Genomic DNA, 16,344 nt, shown 5'->3' with positions numbered 1-16,344 from the left:
GTCAGCCGATGCTCGCCGTGCCCAGGCTGTCGTTCAGGCCGATGGCCGAGCTCACCAGGTTGTTGATCTTGGTGCGGTAGAGCGTCGGGAAGTTGATCTCGTAGAGCCAGGCCACAGGCACTTCATCGAGCAGGATCTTCTGCACTTCGAGGTAGATCGCCCGGCGCTTCTCGGCATCGGGTTCCTTGCCGCCTGCCTCGAACAGCGCATCGACCTTCGGGTTCGAATAGCCCTCGACGTTGTTGAAGGGCGAGCCCTTGGCGATGTTGGCGCTCGTGTAGTTGCGCGCCACGCCCAAGGCCGGGTCGCCGTACTGGTAGACGTAGGTGAAGGCGAGGTCGTAGTCCCACTCGTTGAGCTTCTGGTTCCAGCCGGCCACGTCGGTGGCGACCATCTCCACCTTCACACCGACCTGCGCAAGGTTCTGGCGCAGGATCTCGGCCGAACGCGTCCAGGTCTCGCCGTAGGGCAGCGGCAGCAGGCGCAGCGTCTCGCCCTTGTAGCCGGCCTCGGCCAGCAGCTTCTTGGCGGTCTCGACGTTGCGCGGGTACTTGGCAACGTCGGTGCTGTAGAACTTGATGTTGCTGTTGAACGGGCCGGTCGCAGGCTTGGCGAAACCTTGCCACGCCACCTTGCAGATCGCCTCGCGGTCGATCGCGAACATCATCGCCTGACGGAACTTGACGTTGTCCATCGGCGCCTTGCGGTTGTTGATCCACATCCAGGCGTGCGGCGCGAAGAACTCCCAGCCCTTGGTGGTGACGGCCGCACCGGGCAGCTTGGCCAGGCGCTGCACGTCGAAGTACTCGACCGAGCCGCCAGGCACCACATCGATCTTGCCGGACTCGAACGCCGCCGCGCGCGAGGCCGCATCAGGAATGATGTGGAAGTACACGCTGTCGACCATCGGCACGTCCTTGACGTGGTACTTGTCGTTGGCCACCAGCTGGATGTAGCTGCCCTTGACCCATTCCTTGAACTTGAACGGGCCGGTGCCGATCGGCGTGGCATTGGCCGGGTTGGTGGCGAAGTCGGTGCCTTCGTAGATGTGCTTGGGCACCATTGGCATGCTGCCGACCTCGAAGATGCCCAGGAACGGACCGAAGGCGTACTTGAGCCTGAACTCGACGGTCAGCGGGTCGAGCGCCTTGATGCTCTCGACCGATGCCAGGTTGGCGCGCAGCCGCGCATGGGTCTTGCGCAGGAACACGTCGGCCGAGAACACCACGTCGTCGGCGGTGAAGGGCTTGCCGTCGTGCCAGGTCACGCCGGGCTTGAGCTTGAAGGTGAAGACCGTGCCTTCCTTGTTCGAGGTCCACGAGGTCGCCAGGCCCGGCAGCGGGTTGACCTTCTCGTCGTAGCGCAGCAGGCCTTCGTAGATGTTGCCCGCCACCAGCTGGGTGGGCGCGTTCTGCGTGATGCCGACCATCAGGCTGGGCGGCTCGGGCTGCACGACGGCGTTGATCACGCCGCCCTTCTTGCCGGCGGCCAGCAGATGCAGGGGAACGCCCGCGAGCGTGAAGCCGGCGGCGGTGGCGGCACCCATCTGGATGAGATTGCGACGTTTCATGGGAACGGTACTCCTGGTGACTGGGTCGGGACGTGGGGAGGAAGGCGAAGGGAAAAGGGGTGGGCGTCAGTCGCGGAAGGACGACGCGCGCGGCGGCGAGATGCGCTGGAGCATGGCGCGCCATTCGCGCGCATTCGGGTCGGCCTCGCCCACCTCGCGCGTGCTGTCGCCGCTTTCGTACTGCCGCGCGGTCTTCTCGCAGACCTCCGCGGGCACCGGGTACGCGGCCTGGCCGGTCGACTGGATGGCGACCTGCACGCGGCAGGCGCGCTCGAGGTTCAGCATCAGGATGAAAGCTTCGCTGACGGTGCGGCCCAGCGTGACCAAACCGTGGTTGCGCAGGATCAGCGCCCGCGCCGTCGGGCCGAGGTCGGCCACCAGGCGGTCGCGCTCGTCGGCGTCGAGCGCAATGCCCTCGAAGTCGTGATAGACCACGCGCTCGTGAAACTGCAGCGCCCACTGGTTGCACGGCTGCAGTCCGCAGGCCAGCGAGGACACCGCCACGCCGGCCACGGTGTGCGTGTGCAGCACGCAGGCCGCGTCGTGGCGCGCCGCATGCACCGCGCTGTGGATGGTGAAGCCTGCCGGGTTCACGTCATAGGGCGAGTCGTCGAGGATGCGGCCTTCCAGGTCGATCTTGACCAGCGACGAGGCCGTGATGTCCTGGAACAGCATGCCGAACGGGTTGATCAGGAACTGGTCCTTCGTGCCAGGCACCCGCGCCGAGATGTGGGTGTAGATGCTGTCGTCCATGCCGTAGTACGCGACCAGGCGGTAGGCGGCGGCCAGGTCTTCACGCACCTGGCGTTCGGTGGGGTGCGCGTCGGGCGCAGAAGGGTTCACAGCGTGCAAAGACATTTCCGGCTTCCTTGGGTTCCTTGTCAGACGGCCGATTCGACCGTGCGAACTGTCGACAGTCAACGATGGACAACCCTTAAGCAAAAGCCGGGCCTGCTTTGCTGCACCGCCGCAGGGCATGGCGGTGTCGTCATCCGTGTCGTCATGGCAATGAGTCATAAAGGTTTCATTCGAGCGTCATGACCGCTGCCTAAGCTGCCGCCTCCCCTCGGGATTTCTCCTCAATTCCTCCTATTTCTTTTGTCATCGAACATGTCCGCCTCCGACGACTCCCGCACACAGTTGCCTGCAGCTCCCGCCCCCCACGAGGCGCCTGCGCGCCGCCAGATCCTCAAAATGGGCGCGTCGCTGCTGACGGTCGGCAGTAGCACGCTGCTGGCCGCCTGCGGTGGCGGCAACGATGGCGCCGCACCGGCCGCCTCCCCGGCGCCCAGCCCTGCAGCCCCGGCGCCCGCGCCGGTGGCGAACACCCAGATCTCGGCCTTCGCACTGGCCGTGCTGCCCGACACGCAGTTCTACGCCCGCTATGCAACCTCCGGCGAGAGCAACCAGTACGAGCGCCGCTTCGGCAGCGAGCCCTTCGCCGCGCAGACGCAATGGATCGCCGCCAACGCACGGGCGCTGAACATTCCGTTCACCATCCACCTGGGCGACGTGGTCGATCAGGTCGGCAAACCCGAGCAATGGAAGGTGGCCGACAGCGCCATGCAGGTGCTCGAAGTGGCCAAGCGCCCCTACAGCGTGCTGGCCGGCAACCACGACGTGCTCAACGACGTCGACTACACCGTCGACCCGACCCGCGGCACCGACGCGAGCCGCACGCTGGCCAACGAACCCTACCTGCAGTGGTTCAGCACGACGCGCGCCAAGCGCCAGTCGACCTTCGGCGCGCGCGATGCCACCGGCTTCCACGAATACCACGTGTTCGAAGCGCAGGGCCAGAAGTTCATGGTGCTGTCGCTGTCGTGGCGCATCTCCGACGCGGGCATCGCCTGGGCGCGCCAGGTGATCGCACAGAACCCGACGCTGCCGGTCATCCTGGTCAACCACCAGTTGCTCAACATTGCCTCGGACGGCGTCACGCCGCTGGAGACCGACTACGGCAAGATGCTCTGGGACAAGCTGATCCACGACAACGACCAGATCTTCATGACGCTCAACGGCCACCACCACGGGGCCGCCCACCTGACGAAGATCAACGACTTCGGCCACAAGGTCGAAGAGATGGTGGTGGACTACCAGATGGCCTACCAGGGCGGCAATGGCCTGATGCGCCTCTATGAGTTCGACCTCACGCACAAGCAGATCAAGGTGCTGTCGTTCTCGCCCTGGGTGCCGCAGAAGCCGGCCGACACGCTGACGAGCTTCGACCAGGCCGTGCTCACAGGCGCCAACGAGGCGTTCACCATCGACATGGACTTCGCGCAGCGCTTCTCGGGCTTCAACAAGACCTTCGGCACCGGCACGGCCAACGTGGCCAGTTCGCTGGTGGCGCAGGCCAAGGCCATGATCCTGGCCAACTACACCGAGCCGACCGTGGTCGCGCCTCGCGCACCGGCCGATGCCGACGACTACCCGAAGGTGGCCAACACGCTGGCGCACTGGCGCTTCGTGGGCGGGACGGCCAACCAGCCGGTGGCCCCGGGCACCGTGATCGCCGACGTGACCGGCGCCAATCCGCTGCACCGCGACGCCCTGAACCAGCGCGGCATCACCGGCGCCACCGCCGCCGACATCGTCTGGAGCGACGACCGCCATTTCCTGTCGGCCGCGCCCGGCTCGGTGCGCTTCCAGAACACCGACAAGAACGTGCCGCGCCTGAGCTACTTCCTCACCGACACGAGCGCACCGATCAACGCGCAGACGCTGTCGAACGGCTTCACGGTCGAGGCCTTCATCAAGATCGATCCGAGCTGGACGAGCAGCAAGCAGGCCTGGATGAACATCATGACGCGCGACGGCCGCCGCGGTGACCTGGCCGGCTATTCGGGCGGCGACCCGGAAGCGCCGCCGATGCTCTTCGCCATCTCCAGCCTGCGCGAAGTGCAGTGGGAAGTGGTGCCGAGCCCGGCCAACGCCCACTCGCCGCGCACCAACTGGTCGGGCGAGATCGTGGCCGGCGGCTGGGCACACATCGCCATCGTCAACGACCCGGTCTCGCACGACACGACCATGTACGTCGAGGGCGCCCCGGTGCTGCGCAACGTGAGCAATGCGCCCGGCCTGGCCACGCTGTCTGCCACCTCACCCTGGGTGGTGGGCGGCGGCTCCTGGGACGGCGCGCGGGCCGACGGCTTCTTCGGCAACATCGGCGAGGTGCGCGTGGTCGGCGCGGCGCTGGCGCCGAACCAGTGGCTGACCGCCCGGCGCAGCTGAACCCGGCGCAGTTGAATGCACGGCCTGCGGCGCAGGCCTGGCATTCGCACGTCCGGTAACGGCCAGCATCGGCGGGCAAAGGGGACGACGATGGCGCATTGCTTTGTAGCGCCCCACTCTCGCCATGCACAGCCCCGACAACACCGACAGCTGCGTTCCCCTTCGCCGTCCACATCGCCGCGCGTCCGCCTTTGCGCGCCTGGCCGGCGCCAACCTCGCCGCCCAGTCGGCCGAACAACTCAGCCTTGCCGCCGTCCCGCTGGTGGCGGTGCTCCTCTTGGATGCCGGGCCCGGCACGATCGGCCTGCTGGCGACCGTTCAGACGCTGCCTTTCCTGCTGCTGTCGATGCCACTGGGCGTGCTGGCAGACCGCGTCTCCAAACGCCGCCTGATGGTGGCGGCCGAGGCCCTGCGCGCTCTTGCCTTGCTCGGCTTGCTGCTCGCGGTGCTGTCTGGCGGGCTGTCGGTGACCTGGCTGGGTGTGCTCGGCTTCATCGGTGCGATCGGCACGGTGGGCTTCAGCGTGGCGGCACCGGCGCTGCTGCCTGCACTGGTGGCGCGCGATGCGCTGGCGCATTGCAATGGGCGCCTGGAACTCGCACGCAGCGCCGCCTTCGCCGCCGGCCCGGCCGTGGCAGGCGCACTCGTCGCCTGGGGCGGTGCAACGTCGGCCTTCGTGCTGGCCACGGTGTTGTCGGCCACCGCCGTCGCGCTGCTGCTGCGCATCGCCGAGCCGGCGCCAGACCCCGCCGCGCAGGTGCACGCCCGCCATCCGCTGACCGAGGTGCGCGAAGGCGCCGCGCTGATCTGGCAGCACCCGATGCTGCGGCCCGTTCTGCTGACGGCCGTGGTCTGGAACATCGCCTGGTTCGTGCTGCAGGCCGCCTATGTCACCTATGCCGTGCACGGGCTCGGGCTCGACGCCCGGGGCGTCGGGCTCACGCTGGCGGCCTACGGGGCGGGCATGGTCGTCGGTGCCTTGCTGGCGTCGCGCATCACCACCGCCCTGCCCTTTGGCCGGGCCGTTCAGCTCGGCCCCGCCGTGTCGGTGCTCGCGGCCGGCCTCATGGCTGCCACGCTGGCGGTGCCCAGCGGCGCGCTGGCAGCGCTGGCCTTCTTCCTGTTCGGTGCGGGACCGATCGTCTGGACCATCACGTCGACCACGCTGCGCCAGAGCGTGACGCCGCACGGCAAGCTCGGCTGCGTGTCGGCGCTGTTCCTCACGGTGAATGCCGGCGCGCGGCCCGTGGGGGCTGCGCTCGGTGCCCTGGTGGGCGCACGCTGGGGCGCGCCGGCCTGCTTCTGGCTGGCGCTGGCGGGCTTCGCGTTGCAGGCGGTGGTGGTGTTCGCCTCGCCGCTGCGCGGCCTGGCGCGATTGCCGGCGACACCCGACCTGCAGCCGGGCACACCCCTCTGACATGAGCGCTGCGGCGAATCAAGTGAAAATGGCCGCATGAAAATCGAAAAAGACACCGTCGTCACCCTGACCTACAAGGTCGCCGACGCCCAGGGCAAGATGCTCGAAGCCAGCCCCGAGCCGATGGCCTACCTGCATGGCGGGTACGACAACACGCTGCCCAAGATCGAGGCAGCGCTCGACGGCAAGGAAAAGGGCTACAAGGTCACGCTCGACCTGGCGCCCGAAGACGGCTTCGGCGTGCGCGACGAGTCGCTGGTGCGCACCATCCCCAAGTCGGAATTCCCGCCAGGCGTGAAGGTCGGCGGCCAGCTGCAGGGACGCCTGGACGACGGCCGCGAGCACGTGTTCACGGTGGTGAAGATCAAGGGCCCGCAGGTGCTGCTCGACGGCAACCACGCCTGGGCCGGCAAGCAGCTGCGCTTCAGCATCACGGTGGTCGACGTGCATGCGGCCAGCCCCGAGGAAATCGCGCATCGCCACGTGCACGGCGCGCACGGCCACCACCACTGAAAGCCACCCCATGACCAAGGACCTGGCTCGACAGAGCGAATTGAAGAAGATGGAGCTGTGCGAGCCCTGCGCCGGCATCCAGCGCAACTGGCGCCGCGCGCCGGGCCATGCCGAGTTGGTGCAACGCTCCAACCGCAAGGAAGAGCGCGACCAGGGCACGGTGACGATCACCAGCTACCGCTGCGACCGCTGCGGCACGGCCTGGGAATACGAGAACGATCGCAGCAACCAGCAGGCCGGCTGGTCGGTGGTGGGCCGCTGACGCCAGCCGCGTCGGCGTGCTTGATGCTCAGGCGGTTCGGCCGTCCTGCGCCAGCAGGCGCTCGGCGAGCTTGACGACCGGCCCGTCGACCATGCGGCCGTCGACGTTGACGACACCGCCACCACCGGCTGCACGCATCGCATCGCGCACACGGCGTGCCCAGGCCAGTTCGTCGGCACTCGGCGCGAAGGCGGCCTCCACGCCGGCGACCTGATCCGGGTGGATGCACAGCTTGGCGCCGAAGCCGCCGCGGCGCGCGCGCAAGGCCTCGGCCGTGAGCCGCGTCGCATCGCGCCAGTCGGTCGTGACCCCATCGACCGGTGGCGCCAGTCCGGCCCGGCGCGATGCCAGCACCAGCGCAAGCCGCACCGGCACCAGTTCGGCCTCGTCCGGCCCGCAGGCCATGCCGGCGTCGGCCTGGAAATCGAGATGGCCGAACACCAGGCGCAGCACCTGCGGCGATGCGGCCAGCGCGTCAACGGCATCCAGCCCGGCCACGGACTCGATCAACGGCAACAGCGCGGCGGCCGGCCCGACGGCCTGGGCCAGCGCCGCGAGGTCGGTGGCACGCTCCGCCTTGGGCAGCACCACGCCGGCGAGCAGGCCCTGCGCAGCCAGCCGCGCGACCAGCGCGCGATCGTCCGCCTGCCACGGCGTGTCGGCGGCATTCATGCGCACCAGCAGACGGCCATGCGCTTCGGCCGGCAGCGCGGCGAAGCCCTCGGCGATCTGCGTGCGGGCCGTGTCCTTGCGCTCCGGCGCCACAGCGTCTTCGAGGTCGACGATCACGGCGCCCGCGCCGCTCGCCAGCGCGCGTGCATAGCGCTCCGGTCGGTCGCCCGGCACGAAGAGGAAGGTGCGCGCCAGCGCCAGGACCGACGTGCTGCCGTGGCGACCTGCGAGCGATGAAGTCGTCATCAGATCGCCTCCGCCGCGCGCAGTGCCGCGATGTCGGCCGCGCTGCGGCCCAGCGACTGCAGGATCGCCTCGGTGTGCTCGCCCACCGCCGGGATCGGGTCCATGCGGTAGTCGAAGGCGCTCTGCCGGCCCGGCGGCAGCAACGCCGGAATGGCGCCTGCGGGCGAGCCCACCTCGCGCCAGCATTCGCGCGCCTGCAGCTGCGGGTGCGCCCACAGACCGGCCATGTCGTTCATGCGGGCGTTGGCGATCTGCGCGGCGTCGAGCCGCTCCAGCACCTGCGCACTGCTCAAAGCGGAGAAGGTCTCGAGGATGATGGCCTTGAGTGCCGCGCGGTGCTCGTTGCGCTTCGCGTTGGCGTCGAAGAGCGGGTCGCTTGCCAGCGCCGGCTGCAGCAAGACCTTCTCGCAGAAGACGCGCCACTCGCGCTCGTTCTGCAGGCCGAGCATCACGGTGCCGCCGTCGCCGGCCACGAAGGGGCCGTAGGGGTAGATGGTCGCGTGCGACGCGGCACTGCGCGGCGGCGGCGTCGCGCCCTGGTAGGCGTAGTACATCGGGAAGCCCATCCACTCGGCGAGCGATTCGAGCATCGACACGTCGACGTGCGAACCCTTGCCGGTCTTGCCACGCTGCAGCAGCGCGGCGAGCACGCCGGTGTACGCGTACATGCCCGCGGCGATGTCGGCGATCGAGTTGCCCGACTTGCACGGCTCGTCGGGCGTGCCAGTGACCGAGAGGAAGCCGGCCTCGCTCTGGATCAGCAGGTCGTAGGCCTTCTTGTCGCGGTACGGGCCGTCGCCGCCATAGCCCGAGATGTCGCAGACGATGAGCGACGGGTGCCGGGCCTGCAGCGTGTCGTAGCCCAGGCCCATGCGGGCCGCGGCGCCCGGCGCGAGGTTCTGCACCAGTACGTCGGCACCGGCGATCAGCTCCTGCAGCACGGCCAGCGCGGCCGGCTGCTTGAGGTCGAGCGTGAGGCTTTCCTTCGACCGGTTGACCCAGACGAAGTGCGAGGCCTCGCCGTCCACCCGCTGGTCGTAGGCGCGCGCAAAGTCGCCGGCGCCGGGGCGCTCGACCTTGATGACGCGCGCGCCCAGGTCGGCGAGCTGGCGGGTGCAGAACGGCGCGGCGATGGCGTGTTCGAGGGAGATGACGGTGATGCCGTCCAGAGGTCGTGTCATGGTGTGGCGATCAGAAGGACCTTGGCAGGCCCAGCAAATGCTCGGCCACGTAGGAATGGATCAGGTTGGTCGAGATCGGGGCCACCTGGTAGAGCCGCGTCTCGCGGAACTTGCGTTCGACGTCGTATTCGCAGGCGAAGCCGAAGCCGCCGTGCGTCTGCAGGCAGGTGTTGGCGGCCTCCCAGCTGGCTTTGGCCGCCAGGTACTTGGCCATGTTGGCTTCGGCGCCGCAGGGCTGGCCGGCGTCGAACAGCGCGCAGGCTTTCCAACGCATGAGGTTGGCGGCTTCGGTCTCGATGTAGTCGGCCGCGATGGGGAACTGCACGCCCTGGTTCTGTCCGATGGGGCGGCCAAACACCTGGCGGTCGGTGGCGTAGCGGCGGGCCTTGTCGACGAACCAGTAGGCATCGCCGATGCACTCGGCCGCGATCAGCGTGCGCTCGGCGTTGAGCCCGTCGAGGATGTACCTGAAGCCCTGGCCTTCTTCGCCGATCAGGTTCTCCGCCGGGATCTCGAGGTTGTCGAAGAACACCTCGTTGGTCTCGTGGTTCACCATGTTCTGGATCGGGCGCACGGTCATCCCTTGGCCGCCGCGCTCGGGCATCGCATCCTTCAGGTCGACGATGAAGATCGACATGCCCTCCGACTTCTTCTTCACCTCCGCGAGCGGCGTGGTGCGCGCCAGCAGGATCATCAGGTCGGAATGCTGGATGCGCGAGATCCACACCTTCTGGCCGTTGACGACGTAGCGGTCGCCCTTGCGCACCGCGGTGGTCTTGAGCTGCGTGGTGTCGGTGCCGGTGGTCGGCTCGGTCACGGCCATCGACTGCAGGCGCAGTTCACCGGTCGCGATCTTCGGCAGGTACTGGCGTTTCTGCGCCTCGCTGCCGTGGCGCAGCAGCGTGCCCATGTTGTACATCTGGCCGTGGCACGAACCCGCGTTGCCGCCGGAGAAGTTGATCTCCTCCATGATCACCGAAGCCTCGGTCAGCCCGAGGCCGGAGCCGCCGTAGTCGGCCGGGATCAGCGCGGCCAGCCAGCCGGCCTGGGTGAGCGCGTCGACGAAGGCTTCGGGGTAGCCGCGCTCGTGGTCGACCTTCTGCCAGTAGGCAGCGTCGAAGCCGCCGCACAGCGCGCGCAGCGCCTCGCGCATCTCCTGGTGGCTGTCGGGGGAGGGGATCTGTGTCTTCATCGGTCGTTTGGATTCATTGGATTCGTTGGGCGCGGCGGCCTCAGGCCAGAGTCGCGGTCGCCTGCATGGTGAGCCAGCCGTCGGCGTCTTCGCCCCACAGGCTGAAACGCTGGCCGTCGGCATCGGGGCGGCCGTGCACCCGGAAAGGCGCGATGTCGAAGGTCGGCCGCACGGCGCGGAACTCGAAGCGCGACAGCGTCGCGTCGGGCCGCTCGCGGCGCAGCAGGTCGACCAGCAGCGTCGCGATCAGCGGGCCGTGGACGATCAGGCCGGGGTAGCCCTCGACCTCCGTGACGTAAGGGCGGTCGTAGTGGATGCGGTGCCCGTTGAAGGTGAGCGCCGAGTAGCGGAACAGCAGCACCTCGTCAGGCACGAGCGTGCGGCTGAAGGTGGCGTTCTGCGGCGCAGGTGTCGGCGCGGGCGCTGCCTCGCCAGGCGCGGCGGCGGCACGGTAGACGATGTCGTGCTCCTCGGTGAGCGCCAAGCCGCGCGCGTTGTGCACCTCGTGCCGCACCAGCACGAACACCAGTTCGCCGCTGCGGCCGGTCTTGTGCGTGACCGAGGCAATGGTCGACACGCGCTGGGTGGCGTCACCCACGCGCAGCGGGTTGCCCGCCTCCCATTGCAGGCGGCCACCCGCCCACATGCGGCGCGGCAGCGGCACGGGCGGCAGGAAGCCGCCCCGTTTCGGATGACCATCGGGGCCGATCTCCGACTGGCGGTGATGCGGCAGAAAGTAGAGCCAATGCCAGAGCTCGGGCAGCCGCGTGCCGGCGGCCGGTGCCGCATCGTCACGGTCGAGCGTGGCCGACAGCGCGCGCACGGGGGCCGCGGTGATGTCGTCGTGCAGCGTTTCGCTGCGGCCTTGCCACGCCTGCAGCGCGGCGATGTCTTCGGGGGTCAGCATGGCCATCAGTCCACCGCCGCGCCGGACGACTTGACGATGCGCGCCCATTTCGCGAGGTCGGCCTGCAGCAGCGCGGCGAACTGCTCGGGCGTGGTCGGCGCCGCGATTTCGACGCCCTGCTGCTCGAGCTTCTCGCGCAGGTCGGGCATGGCGAGCGCCTTGCGCGTGCCGTCCTGCAACGTGGTCTGCACATCGGCGGGCAGCCCGGCGGGCGCGAACAGGCCGATCCACAGCGTGCCGTTGTAGCCCGGCACCGACTCGGCGATGGCCGGCACGTCGGGCAGCGATGGCGAACGCTTCTCGCCGCTGACGGCCAGCGCGCGCAGCTTGCCGCTCTTGATGTGCGGCAACGCCGACGGCAGGCTGGCGAACACGATCGGCAGCTGGCCGCCCAGCACGTCGTTGATGGCCGGTGCCACGCCCTTGTAGGGCACGTGCTGCAGCTGGATGCCGGCCATGTTGTTGAGCATCTCGCCCAACAGGTGGTTGAGCGTGCCGTTGCCGGCCGAGGCGTACTGGTAGTTGGCGTCCTTGCGCCTGGCCAGCGCGAGAAACTCGCTCATCGTCTTCGCCGGGAACGCCGGGTTGACCAGCAGCACGTTGGGCACCGCGCCGATCAGGCCGACCGGCCGGAAGTCCTTCACCGGGTCGAAGCCCGGGTTCTTGTAGAGCGCGGGGTTGATGGCCTGGCTGCTGCTGATCGTCATGAGCAGCGTGTAGCCGTCCTTCGGCGCCTTGGCCACCAGCTGCGTGCCGATGTTGCCGCCCGCACCGGGCCGGTTGTCGACCACCACGCTGGCGTTGATCACTTCGCCCAGCTTCTGGCCGACCAGCCGGCCGACGATGTCGTTGGTGCCGCCAGCGGCCTGTGGCACGACCAGCGTGACGGGGCGCGACGGATAGGCGGCCTGGGCCATGGCCGGGACGGCTTGCAGCAGGCCGGCACTGACGGCCAGACCCAGCGCGAGGGCGCGAAATTGCATGGGGTTGTCTCCTTGTGCTTCGCATGGTGGCCGCTGCGATGGCGCGGCGCAATCTGCGAATTCGGAACCAAGCCTTCGGAGATTCCGAAGGCTCGACTACGATGCCGCATGCATTTCGACATGAACGACCTGCGGCTGTTCGTCGCCACGGCCGAGCTGGGCAACCTCACGCGGGCGGCCGAACGGCAGCACCTGTCGCTGGCCGCAGCGAGCGCGCGCATCAAGGCGCTGGAAGCGCAGTGCGGCCTGCCGCTGCTCACGCGGGAGGCGCGCGGCGTCAGGCTGCTGCCGCAAGGCGAAGCCTTTTTGCACCATGCGCGGCTGATGCTGAACCAGACTGATCGCCTACGCGACGAACTGCTGGCCTACGGCGGCGGGCTGCGCGGCCATCTGCGGGTGTTCGCCAACACCACGGCGGTGACCGACTTCCTGCCCGAACTGCTGCCCGCCTTCCTCGCCGCCCATCCGCGCATCAACGTCGACCTTCAGGAAAAACCGAATGCTCAGATCCCCCGCGGTGTGCTGGAAGGCCGTGCAGACCTCGGCATCGTGGCCGGCAACGTCGACGCGCTGGGCCTGGAGGCGATCCACTTCAGCACCGACCGGCTCGTGCTGGCCACCGCACGCAAACACCGCTTCGCGCGGCGCCGTCGCATCGCCTTTGCCGAGACGCTCGACGAAGACGCCGTCGGCATGCAGCAGGGCAGCACCCTGCACGCCTTTCTGTCGCAGATGACCGAGCACCTCGGCCGGCGGCAGAAGCTGCGCATCCAGCTCGCGAGCTTCGACGCGATGTGCCGGATGATCGGCAGCGGCGTCGGCATTGGCGTGGTGCCCGAATCGGCCGCACGCCGCAATCAGCAGAGCATGCAGCTGGCGCTCATTGAGCTGAGCGACCCCTGGAGCGTGCGCGAGCGCTACCTGCTGATGCGTGATCGCGCGAGCCTGCCGGTCTATGCGGCGGCGCTCGTCGATGCGCTGTGCGCGCACTATGCGGCGCCCCTTCGGCCCCAGGGCGGCGCACCGTCTTCGTCAAGATGACGATGAAGACGAGGGTGAGACAGCGGGCCGCTGGCGGCGCCCAGGCGCAGGCGGCACCGCCAGCGTGACCAGCCGCGGCGTCACGCGGCCATCGTCGTCAATCTGCAGCTCGGCCACCGAGATCGGCAGGCTGAAGCGACGCGGCCCCGCGCTGCCGGGGTTGATGAACAGCACCCCGTCGCGCTCAACCATCGACGGCTTGTGCGAGTGGCCCGAGACGACCACCCGCACGCCGGCATCTTCCGGGCCGAGGTGCAGATCGGCGATGTCGTGCACCGCATGCACCGCGACGCTGCCCAGCACCACCGTCAGCGACACCGGAATGTCGGCCGCCCACGGCGCGGCGTCGTTGTTGCCGCGCACCACGCTCAAGGGCGCGATGACCGCCAGCCGCGCCAGGATCTCCGGCCCGCCGATGTCACCGCAGTGGACGATGTGGTCGCAGCCGGCGAGGAACGCCAGGGCTTCGGGGCGCAGGAGGTTGTGGGTGTCGGAGATGAGGGCGATGCGGGGCATGGGGGATTTTGGTGGCGCTATGGCGAACGATGCGGCGGGGACGCGATCAATCGCCGTACAAAGCTGACTGCTGTTACGAGACCAGCTCTTAACGACGGCTTTGCAGCGATTGCAGTCGTCGGACTGGGAGCCGCCGATGTCTGGATTGAGTTCCGAAACCTGACACACGAGTTCGTGGGCCCGACTGCCGGGTTTCGCGTTAAAGCTCGGTCTGCTCAGAAATTTCCAGCGCGTCCCCTACCGCGCGCGCATGGTGGCGGATAGACTCGATGGATACAAATATACACATTTGCGGGACGGCTCAATGGAATACGTCAACGGAGAGTGGATTGAGAGCGCAGTGCACGATTTCTGGCTGGCTACGACCGGGTACGACACCTGGTGGAAGGGCTCGAACCACGCCCAACGAGAGACCCATTGGAATGACTACACGAGGGACGGCAAGACCCTCGTGAACACGGTGTGGCAAGACCGCATCGTGTCGGTGCAGGACGGTGAAGCACTGAGGCGCTTCGTTATCCTGGGCGGCAAGCGCCGGTCCTGGGAGAAGCTCTCCATCACGCATGGCAAGGAAGCCAATGAGAACCTGTTTCAGGCCATCCGGGCGCGTCACTTGGTGGTGGGGTATGAAACGGTGGGCAATCCTACAAAGTTGGAGAAGGGTGAGCGACATGTGGGGCACTTTTGCCTAGACAGGGCTTACGAACTGGTGCCAATCTTCGGCACGAGAGGTGAAGACTTGAAGGAGCGGCTGAAACTCGTTGAGGCGTTTCGAAAGGCCGGTGTTTTGGATGATGACTACATCGGCGCTGCTCCTTGGACCTTCGAGCTGGTGCCATTGAATGGCTTGGCGCCGCATCTGGTGAACGCACCCCCTGCAGCTCCACTTGGGGTGGATGTGCCAATCCTCGTCCCAGCCCCAGTAGCTGCGCCTGTGCCAAGTGAGGACGGTGAAGACGGCGCACTTGATGAAGAGCCTGCGACATACGTGGGGTATGCCAAGAAGGCATTGCCGGTATTGGTGGCCCATGTCTTGGCTCAACGTGACGGGGTCATGCAGCGTATGAGCTACATGGAGTTGGCAGAGCGCATTGGTTGTTTGACGTACAAGGGTGTTCCATGGCCAAGAGGCATAGGAGGGATGCTGCACATCATCACGTGCTGGATTGATGAGATTCAGTCAGCGTGGAACAACGAGATCCCGTACCTCACATCCATCGTGGTGAAGACAACAGGTGATGAGACAGATGGCCTGCCAGGCGATGGTGTGAGTGCAAAGTTTCCAGGCTATGCCTCGATGACTCGAGAGCGGAAGGAAGCGGAGGTCGAGGTCGAGTACGGGAAAATATTGAACTTCGGCAGCCGGTGGAAAGAAGTGTTGCAACAGCTCGGTATTGAGCCCCTTGAACCTGTCATCAAAGAGCCTGGTACACCTGGTAGTAGCAAGGGTTCTGGCGGTTGGGGAGGAGGTGAGTCGGAGGCGCATAAGGCTCTCAAAGGGTACGTGGCTGAGCACCCTGAGTTGTTTGGTGTTGCGCCTGGCGCGAAGTCCACTGAGGAGTACCCCCTTCACTCGCGCGATGTCATCGACGTGTTTTTCGAAACTGCAGAGGAGTGGGTGGGTATCGAGGTGAAGTCTCGGGTTTCTGATGGCGATGAACTGGACTACCGCAGGGGTGTCTACCAGGCCGTGAAGTACCGCTCCCTCCTAGAGGCCCAGGCGAAGGTGGAGCAACCTGGCAAGCCCATTTCAGTGAAGGTCTACCTTGTACTCGAGCGCTCCATGCCAAAGACCTTCAAAGATCTGCCTAGCAAGCTCGATGTGAGGGTGTTCGAAAACGTAGTGCCAGTGAACTAAGCTCCGCCCCGAGCAATGTTCCGTAGTCTTTGCCAAAGCTCGACATCTGAGTCGAACCAATAAAAGTAACGGAGGACAAGATGCCCATAGAGCGACTGAACAGTCTTCGAAACTATCGCGTTTTCAAGGATTTCACTTGGCCTGCTGGGCTCATGTCCTTCGGGCAGTTCAGCCTGATCTACGGCTGGAACGGGTCTGGCAAGACTTCGATTTCGAGTCTCTTCCGAAACTGCCAAGATGGAGTCGCCCCTGAGGGTGAAGTGGAGCTATTGGTGGACGGGAAGGCCGTCAAGGGTTCAGACTTTCCTGGGGCCGCGCTCCCACCGATTCGGGTCTTCAACAGAGATTTCGTGGACCGCACGGTCTTTGAAGATCCAAACAGGCAACTTCCTCCTGTGTACGTGGTGAGCGACGATGGGAAAGCTAAACAGACCCAGCTCGAGGCTCTGCGCGAGGAACTGAAAGACATCGCGGCGGCTTACGGTGAGGCAAAAAACGCCGAGAGCAAGCAAAGGATTGCAAGCGACAAATTTTGTACTGATAGAGCCCGAACCATTCGATCGCTACTCATTGGCGACCCCTCATACAGCAACTATGAAGCTCCCCGTTTTCGCACGCGCGTAAAGCTTATGGCTCTCGCCGCTGAGACCCCCGTAGTGATCTTGCCCCCGTATTTCAGGACACGGGCTATTCGCAATGTAGCGCCTGCTCGATCTGAGCAAGACGCTGTTGGGCAGCGCGATGCTGCCTGA

15 protein-coding genes are annotated in these 16,344 nt (G+C 66.8%); 7 read left to right on the top strand and 8 right to left on the bottom strand.

Going from position 1 to position 16,344, the window contains the following annotated elements:
* Position 1: 1 nt before the first annotated feature.
* Entirely contained in the window at positions 2–1,570 is a 1,569-nt protein-coding gene (locus J2W36_RS12060) for an ABC transporter substrate-binding protein (RefSeq protein ID WP_307689976.1), read from the bottom strand.
* A 66-nt stretch (positions 1,571–1,636) separates the two neighbouring features.
* Entirely contained in the window at positions 1,637–2,428 is a 792-nt protein-coding gene (locus J2W36_RS12055; RefSeq protein WP_307689975.1) for a class II aldolase/adducin family protein, read from the bottom strand.
* Positions 2,429–2,680: 252 nt separating this feature from the next.
* On the opposite strand from J2W36_RS12055, the gene J2W36_RS12050 reads away from it, so the two are divergent.
* From J2W36_RS12050 to J2W36_RS12035, 4 genes are all read left to right on the top strand, one after another.
* Complete coding sequence (locus J2W36_RS12050; RefSeq protein WP_307689974.1) at positions 2,681–4,804, top strand: LamG-like jellyroll fold domain-containing protein; 2,124 nt, start codon at positions 2,681–2,683, stop codon at positions 4,802–4,804.
* Between the two features lie 124 nt (positions 4,805–4,928).
* A complete protein-coding gene (locus tag J2W36_RS12045; protein ID WP_307689973.1) occupies positions 4,929–6,221 on the top strand; it encodes an MFS transporter in 1,293 nt (430 codons plus the stop codon).
* Positions 6,222–6,257: 36 nt separating this feature from the next.
* On the top strand, positions 6,258–6,734 hold the full coding sequence (locus tag J2W36_RS12040) for an FKBP-type peptidyl-prolyl cis-trans isomerase (protein WP_307689972.1): 477 nt from the start codon (positions 6,258–6,260) through the stop codon (positions 6,732–6,734).
* Positions 6,735–6,744: 10 nt separating this feature from the next.
* Positions 6,745–6,996 (top strand): hypothetical protein, encoded by a 252-nt coding sequence (locus J2W36_RS12035; RefSeq protein WP_307689971.1) that lies wholly within the window; start codon positions 6,745–6,747, stop codon positions 6,994–6,996.
* Between the two features lie 27 nt (positions 6,997–7,023).
* Here J2W36_RS12035 and J2W36_RS12030 read toward each other — a convergent pair whose 3' ends face one another.
* From J2W36_RS12030 to J2W36_RS12010, 5 genes are read right to left on the bottom strand one after another with little or no spacing between them, the layout of a single operon-like run.
* Entirely contained in the window at positions 7,024–7,914 is an 891-nt protein-coding gene (locus J2W36_RS12030) for an HpcH/HpaI aldolase/citrate lyase family protein (RefSeq protein ID WP_307689970.1), read from the bottom strand.
* Positions 7,914–9,095, bottom strand: a complete 1,182-nt coding sequence (locus J2W36_RS12025) for a CaiB/BaiF CoA transferase family protein (protein WP_307689969.1) — start codon at positions 9,093–9,095, stop codon at positions 7,914–7,916. The genes J2W36_RS12030 and J2W36_RS12025 overlap by 1 nt, the downstream gene beginning before the upstream one ends.
* Positions 9,096–9,105: 10 nt before the next feature.
* Positions 9,106–10,287, bottom strand: a complete 1,182-nt coding sequence (locus J2W36_RS12020) for an acyl-CoA dehydrogenase family protein (protein WP_307689968.1) — start codon at positions 10,285–10,287, stop codon at positions 9,106–9,108.
* A gap of 40 nt (positions 10,288–10,327) precedes the next feature.
* Positions 10,328–11,194 carry an HTD2 family dehydratase gene (locus tag J2W36_RS12015; protein ID WP_370869307.1) on the bottom strand — a complete coding sequence of 289 codons (867 nt, stop codon included), beginning with the start codon at positions 11,192–11,194 and terminating at the stop codon, positions 10,328–10,330.
* A 5-nt stretch (positions 11,195–11,199) separates the two neighbouring features.
* Positions 11,200–12,177: a tripartite tricarboxylate transporter substrate binding protein gene (locus tag J2W36_RS12010; RefSeq protein WP_307689966.1), complete on the bottom strand. Its 978-nt coding sequence runs from the start codon at positions 12,175–12,177 to the stop codon at positions 11,200–11,202.
* Positions 12,178–12,285: 108 nt separating this feature from the next.
* Here J2W36_RS12010 and J2W36_RS12005 point away from each other — a divergent pair, with 108 nt between their 5' ends.
* Positions 12,286–13,218, top strand: coding sequence for a LysR substrate-binding domain-containing protein (locus tag J2W36_RS12005; protein ID WP_307689965.1), 933 nt, complete (start codon positions 12,286–12,288; stop codon positions 13,216–13,218).
* On the opposite strand, the gene J2W36_RS12000 is transcribed toward J2W36_RS12005, so the two are convergent.
* On the bottom strand, positions 13,210–13,734 hold the full coding sequence (locus J2W36_RS12000) for a metallophosphoesterase family protein (RefSeq protein WP_307689964.1): 525 nt from the start codon (positions 13,732–13,734) through the stop codon (positions 13,210–13,212). The genes J2W36_RS12005 and J2W36_RS12000 overlap by 9 nt on opposite strands.
* Before the next feature lie 304 nt (positions 13,735–14,038).
* Between J2W36_RS12000 and J2W36_RS11995 the strand changes: the two genes are divergently transcribed.
* Positions 14,039–15,592, top strand: coding sequence for a hypothetical protein (locus J2W36_RS11995; protein ID WP_307689963.1), 1,554 nt, complete (start codon positions 14,039–14,041; stop codon positions 15,590–15,592).
* Positions 15,593–15,672: 80 nt separating this feature from the next.
* Complete coding sequence (locus tag J2W36_RS11990; RefSeq protein WP_307689962.1) at positions 15,673–16,344, top strand: AAA family ATPase; 672 nt, start codon at positions 15,673–15,675, stop codon at positions 16,342–16,344.

The organism is Variovorax ginsengisoli (genome assembly GCF_030811835.1).
Lineage (GTDB): Bacteria > Pseudomonadota > Gammaproteobacteria > Burkholderiales > Burkholderiaceae_C > Variovorax > Variovorax ginsengisoli_C.
The sequence above is the reverse complement of the archived record's forward strand: the minus strand, read 5'-3'. Positions and strand labels throughout refer to the sequence as shown.

Bases quoted from the DNA above. Each gene is read 5' to 3' on its own strand.
- J2W36_RS12060 (WP_307689976.1), bottom strand. From the start codon at position 1,570: ATGAAACGTCGCAATCTCATCCAGATGGGTGCCGCCACCGCCGCCGGC.
- J2W36_RS12055 (WP_307689975.1), bottom strand. From the start codon at position 2,428: ATGTCTTTGCACGCTGTGAACCCTTCTGCGCCCGACGCGCACCCCACC.
- J2W36_RS12050 (WP_307689974.1), top strand. From the start codon at position 2,681: ATGTCCGCCTCCGACGACTCCCGCACACAGTTGCCTGCAGCTCCCGCC.
- J2W36_RS12045 (WP_307689973.1), top strand. From the start codon at position 4,929: ATGCACAGCCCCGACAACACCGACAGCTGCGTTCCCCTTCGCCGTCCA.
- J2W36_RS12040 (WP_307689972.1), top strand. From the start codon at position 6,258: ATGAAAATCGAAAAAGACACCGTCGTCACCCTGACCTACAAGGTCGCC.
- J2W36_RS12035 (WP_307689971.1), top strand. From the start codon at position 6,745: ATGACCAAGGACCTGGCTCGACAGAGCGAATTGAAGAAGATGGAGCTG.
- J2W36_RS12030 (WP_307689970.1), bottom strand. From the start codon at position 7,914: ATGACGACTTCATCGCTCGCAGGTCGCCACGGCAGCACGTCGGTCCTG.
- J2W36_RS12025 (WP_307689969.1), bottom strand. From the start codon at position 9,095: ATGACACGACCTCTGGACGGCATCACCGTCATCTCCCTCGAACACGCC.
- J2W36_RS12020 (WP_307689968.1), bottom strand. From the start codon at position 10,287: ATGAAGACACAGATCCCCTCCCCCGACAGCCACCAGGAGATGCGCGAG.
- J2W36_RS12015 (WP_370869307.1), bottom strand. From the start codon at position 11,194: ATGCTGACCCCCGAAGACATCGCCGCGCTGCAGGCGTGGCAAGGCCGC.
- J2W36_RS12010 (WP_307689966.1), bottom strand. From the start codon at position 12,177: ATGCAATTTCGCGCCCTCGCGCTGGGTCTGGCCGTCAGTGCCGGCCTG.
- J2W36_RS12005 (WP_307689965.1), top strand. From the start codon at position 12,286: ATGCATTTCGACATGAACGACCTGCGGCTGTTCGTCGCCACGGCCGAG.
- J2W36_RS12000 (WP_307689964.1), bottom strand. From the start codon at position 13,734: ATGCCCCGCATCGCCCTCATCTCCGACACCCACAACCTCCTGCGCCCC.
- J2W36_RS11995 (WP_307689963.1), top strand. From the start codon at position 14,039: ATGGAATACGTCAACGGAGAGTGGATTGAGAGCGCAGTGCACGATTTC.
- J2W36_RS11990 (WP_307689962.1), top strand. From the start codon at position 15,673: ATGCCCATAGAGCGACTGAACAGTCTTCGAAACTATCGCGTTTTCAAG.